The sequence below is a fragment of the Okeania sp. SIO2F4 genome (assembly GCF_010672385.1).
Taxonomy (GTDB): Bacteria; Cyanobacteriota; Cyanobacteriia; order Cyanobacteriales; family Microcoleaceae; genus Trichodesmium.
The window spans coordinates 1-5,232 of the sequence record NZ_JAAHGT010000694.1 but is presented as its reverse complement, the minus strand read 5'-3'; the positions used below and the strand labels follow the sequence as shown (position 1 = coordinate 5,232).

At 35.8% G+C, this 5,232-nt stretch carries 4 protein-coding genes and 1 pseudogene; 4 read left to right on the top strand and 1 reads right to left on the bottom strand.

Translation table 11 applies throughout. The features are described from left to right. Window positions 1-92: 92 nt before the first annotated feature. The 4 genes and pseudogenes from F6K22_RS30655 to F6K22_RS30640 all read left to right on the top strand — a co-directional run bounded on the left by F6K22_RS30655 (window position 93) and on the right by F6K22_RS30640 (window position 4,936). A complete protein-coding gene (locus F6K22_RS30655) occupies window positions 93-1,043 on the top strand; it encodes a sensor histidine kinase (RefSeq protein WP_293106937.1) in 951 nt (316 codons plus the stop codon). 2,270 nt (window positions 1,044-3,313) lie between these two features. Beyond that, a complete protein-coding gene (locus F6K22_RS30650; RefSeq protein ID WP_293106934.1) occupies window positions 3,314-4,054 on the top strand; it encodes a phycocyanobilin:ferredoxin oxidoreductase in 741 nt (246 codons plus the stop codon). 463 nt (window positions 4,055-4,517) lie between these two features. Further along, window positions 4,518-4,768, top strand: a pseudogene (locus tag F6K22_RS30645) (IS1 family transposase); the annotation flags it as partial. A 15-nt stretch (window positions 4,769-4,783) separates the two neighbouring features. Continuing rightward, complete coding sequence (locus tag F6K22_RS30640; RefSeq protein ID WP_293106931.1) at window positions 4,784-4,936, top strand: hypothetical protein; 153 nt, start codon at window positions 4,784-4,786, stop codon at window positions 4,934-4,936. A 69-nt stretch (window positions 4,937-5,005) separates the two neighbouring features. On the opposite strand, the gene F6K22_RS30635 is transcribed toward F6K22_RS30640, so the two are convergent. Continuing rightward, window positions 5,006-5,232, bottom strand: a 227-nt coding sequence (locus tag F6K22_RS30635; protein ID WP_293106928.1) for a hypothetical protein, incomplete at its 5' end; no start/stop codon positions are given.

The window sequence follows — 5,232 nt, the reverse complement described above, 5'->3', positions numbered from 1 at the left end:
TTAGTGATTCCACTGATAAAGTCAAGGGACTTAGTTTAGGAGCAGTTGATTATGTGACTAAACCATTTCAATAAGCAGAATTAATTGCCCGCGTGAAAACACAGTTAAAATTATATCACCTCACGGAATACTTAGAACATCAAGTAGGCGAACGTACAGCAGAACTCAAGCAAGCTTTACATCAGGTGCAGCAGTCCCAAGTTCAGTTGGTGCAATCAGAAAAAATGGCTGCCCTAGGACAGTTAGTTGCAGGAGTTGCCCATGAAATTAATAACCCTCTTAACTTTATTTATGCCAACCTCAGTCACATGGAGGAATATACCGAAATATTCTTAGATTTTCTGGAACTCTATCAAAAAAACTACCCTCATCCCGTTGATGAGATTAAAGAGCAAGCTGAAGATGTTGACCTAGAATTCGTGCAGTCAGACGTAATTAAAACGATCGCTTCTATGAAAATAGGTACTGAACGTATCCGAGAAATAGTATTGTCGCTGCGAAATTTTTCTCGTATAGATGAAGCTGAATTCAAAGCTGTTGATATTCACGAGGGTATTGAAAGCACCCTAATGATTTTGCAACATCGCTTCAAAGCTCAAACCAAACGCCCGGAAATTCAAATAATCCGAAAATATGACAAACTACCTGCGATAGAATGCTACTCCGGCCAACTAAACCAAGTATTTATGAATATTCTGGTAAACGCTATTGATAGTTTAGAAGAAGCTAGTTCTAAATTTACATATCAACAAATCCACGATAACCCAAATCAAATCGTAATTCGTACATCTGTAATTGATTCAAAATCTGTAGAAATTGCGATCGGAGATAATGGTTGTGGTATTCCAGAACATATTAGACAGTATATCTTTGACCCGTTTTTTACAACAAAACCTGTAGGAAAAGGAACGGGTATGGGTCTGTCCATTAGCTATCAAATTATTACAGAAAAACATAAGGGTCAACTCAAGTGCTTTTCAGAAGTTGGACAGGGAACAAAATTTGTGATTCAAATCCCAATCCATCAGTCAATTCATAATTGATCTTCTGAATTCGTGGCATTAATTTAATCGGTTCTCAAAAATCTACAATAAGGGACTTCCAAATAAAAAATTATCCCATTAGCTATGAAAATAAGGGAGTAGGGAGTGGGGAGTAGGGAGTAGGGAAGAAATTGAAAAAGTAAGGGAGTAGGGACTAACCAGTTAACGCGATTAGTACAAAAATTGGGATAATTTATTTTCTGCTATTCCCTAATCAGTAAAATCTATGATTATCTGAGCGTCTGTTTCTGTTCCTGGTTCAATCTATCTATTAGATCAAGTCTCATTAATTAGCCATAATAAATCAGCACTTTTAGTCATTTTTAGATGAGTTCTGCTGTGCAGTCCAGAAATTTATTTCTTGGCGGATGAAAAAGAATCACTTGTTGAGGACTACCAAAAAACAACACCTAAGCTTTACTCACTGAGTAACTTCCTTCCATTTTTGGATCGTATCTGGAGATGTACTAAGCTATTAACCTTAGTTACGTTGCTCCCTTTCTACCACTTAAGGAAGTATCAGTTTTCTATCTAGGTGTTGCTTTTGAGTATTTAACGAGACAGATTTTCTTGGATTTAACAGAATTATAACCTCCTGAGTTGCTAAAATTATTTCCTCTATTTTACTAAATTTGAAATGGAGTGAAACTCAAAAATAAATTTGATAATTTTTTACTCCCAATAGCATTCAAACTTGAGAAAATACTAGCCTCTAACAAAGGAGTTCCTGTTCTTGGAATCAGAAACATAATTAGACTTAGCAGTGTTGTTTTTTCCTCCTTATTTGTATGTTAACGGCTTAACCGAAAATCAAGGTTGAGCACAACCTTTCTCTTTCTCAACCAATACTTGTGCCTTTGGCACCCTTCTCGGAGTTTTACCTTCTTGCTAAGAAGATTGGGTTATGAATATTTGAAGCTTTACTGCTTCAATTACTAATCTAACATTTTTCCTAGTAATTACTAGCTAACTTAACTAAACTTTACTTTTAATTTCATTTTAAATTTAACTTACCAATCATATAACAACACCCACCTATACTCACTACATTACTTCCTCTTTTCCTCTTCAGGTCTTGGAATTATACAGTGTTAAATTTACTGTAGTATTCCTGATCTTATTAGTAGGAAGTCTTCGCTTTTTAGATGGGTATTATTGTGGTTTTGTATTGAGACAGACTTAAAATATAACAGCTTTTTTTGACCTCCTTAGCTGAGTGATTTCCTCTGTATGATTAAAGGTTAAATAGAGTTAAACTCTTTCAACAATTTGAGTTCATTGCTCCCCTAAAATAATTTGAGGAAATATCAACCACAGTCGGTTGCTGTTGATGTCTGAACAGACAGATGAGCGATGGATTAAACAGTTTGTTTGTTACCTCCTTAGTTATCATTTCAACTCTTGTGCATCTGTCAAAGAAGTTTATTTACTTCTTCATATTTATAATTTAGCACTATTAATCAACTATGCAAGTTAATGTAATGAAACTTCACTTAATAACTGTTCAATACTTTTGATATTGTAAATATAGGTTAAATTTTAGTTGTATTTAGCAGATAATAAAAACTTCACTGAAATTCTTATTAGGAGATAATTTAGTATTTAGGAAAATATAATATCGACTATGTTAAGAATTGAAAAAATTCTAAATTAAACGACCATCATATGTTATATAAAATCCGATAGCATTGGTGTAATTAGATAAAGAGTGTGGAGAGATGGGGAGTGTGGGGAGATGGGGAGAGCTAGAAAGATTTGGCAATGGCGCTCGTGAAGTGAACATTTTTTTTATACCGAATTAAACGGATTTGATATTAGGTAGCGATCGCAATATTCTCAATACAGGAAACAACTTCTGGGTACTGTCAATTTTCATTTACTAGACATAGGCGTGAAAATCAACAAGCCTTTTATTTAACGATTACAATTGACAGCAATAGAGTAGTTGTCAAAGTCACCCATTAAATCATTTTTCGTCTCTTTTTCCTAAAATATCTTGCATAAGTGCCTCTTGCATGAGTGCATTCTGGAACTGCTCGAGCCAAAAATCTATATCTTTTTCATGCCTATGTATACTTGATATAAATAATCAATCATTTTAACTTTTGGCGTTTTGAGTTTGACTTTTGGCTTTTTAATTTAAGCTTGAACAATTGAGACACAATTGTGGGATTCTAATAATATATAAATTAAATTACTAATCAACCATTTATCTAAAATATAAAAAAAGTCAATATAACAAGACCTCAATTAACTGGCCCAGAACGAAAATGTTAAAAACATCAATTCCATCTATACGAGAACAACAAAATCCCTTAGTATGCCAACTAGCAGACACCATAGAAGCAGTTTGGCAACGCTACCTAGACCTAGAACCATATTACCTACCTGCGGAGCTAGGTTATGTAGAAGGCCGTCTGGAAGGGGAAAAACTAACAATTGAAAACAAATGCTATCAAACTCCCCAGTTCCGCAAGTTACATCTAGAACTAGCAAAAATAGGCCAAAACCTAGATATATTGCACTGTGTTATGTTTCCCAGAACAAGTTATGCCCTACCTATGTTTGGTACAGATTTAGTAGGGTCAAAAGGCCAAATAAGTGCAGCAGTAGTCGATCTATCACCCTTAAGCCAAGACAGAAAACTACCAGAAGTCTATAACTATCAACTTCAAACTTTACCAATAAAAGAATTTTCTCATCCTCGGGAACTCCCAAAATGGGGCGAAATATTTTCTGAATTTTGTCTATTTATACGACCAACTGGTTTAGAGGAAGAACAAAAATTCCTATCGATAGTGGAATCTTACCTAGAAATACATTGCCAGCAAGCGATCGCCCAAAAACCGGTTACTCCAGAACAACAACTTGAGATTCTCAAATCTCAACACCATTATTCCGCTCAACAGAGACAAAACGACAAAACTCGTCGAGTCCTGGAAAAAGCTTTTGGGTCAGAATGGACAGATTATTATTTAACCACTGTATTGTTTGACAGCCCTGATTATTGATTAGATAGAAAATTACGAATAGTTTTTTTGATTAGAAGACAGCTAGAGTACAAGTGTGAGTTATATTCCAACTAATTGTAGTTGAGCGATGGTAACTCGCTCTAAAAGTTGTTCTAACTCTGCTGTTGTTAAAGAGTATCTGTCTTGAGCGGAGCTTGTTTTGAGGTGTGAACATTGCGGATGAGCCTTGCGGAGTAATCGCAACTAAGTGCGCGAACGAGATTTGAATGCTAGCTTAAATCTAGCTTCGGCGCTCAGTTAGAGATCCGCTCCGCGTTCCACCTTTCGCGATCTTAGTTGCGTTACGCCAGTTTTGCGAAGCAACAGCAAACGACCGCGTGTGCTTGTGGACTGGATAACACCGACGTTGCCAGGTAGAAGCAAGAATAGAACAGATAATTGTAGATTTTACAGATTATGGTACTATGGCAGACTATTTCGGGCGTGGTAATGTTACTTTTGAGTGAGCGATGGTAATCCAGTTTATACCAAATTTATTCCGGTAGGAGATCCCATTGTTAGTAAGACTTATATGACTCGTGTAGAGAGAGAAAATACATGTTTACCTCATTATTTAGCTCGGTTACATCGCGCTCGCATTTTGCGCGTTCCAAGTCTGTTGAAATGTTAAAGCACTCAATTCGGCTACTGATTCATTACCTTCTATTTCCCTATAATTCATCTTTTAATCTGACAATGCCTAAATTGATGTGAAAACAGTAATATAGTATGGTATGTGTTGTTAACCTAGAAATTATTCAATCCGCAGAAGATAGGAAATGCTACAAGTTTACCAATAATCATCACAGTTTCAAAGGCTCTTTTAGTTTGGATATTAACAATATTGATGTGTTGTTTGTCGGGAGCGATCGCAATGCGTAAATTACAACAGACTGACCCAGTAGATATTTTTTCAATTATGAGTATAGAGAGTAAGATTATTCCCAATATTTAAGTTTTAACTGTTCTTATACCATTTGGATAAATATTTGCTACAAATTCCTGTTTCCTATCAATAAATTTTGATAATATTCTTTTTTCAAAATGGCATAACGTCAGCACCCGTGAATCTATATCCTGCCCGGCAGCCCAAAGCAGCAAATCTTCCACCGTCGGCACAAACTCGTAGAGATTGAACCGCGACACCAGAGCCGGATCGAGTTCGGTCAGTTGATATT

Coding starts and splice junctions, on each gene's coding strand:
- F6K22_RS30650 (WP_293106934.1), top strand. CDS start 3,314: ATGTTAAAAACATCAATTCCATCTATACGAGAACAACAAAATCCCTTA.
- F6K22_RS30640 (WP_293106931.1), top strand. CDS start 4,784: ATGGTATGTGTTGTTAACCTAGAAATTATTCAATCCGCAGAAGATAGG.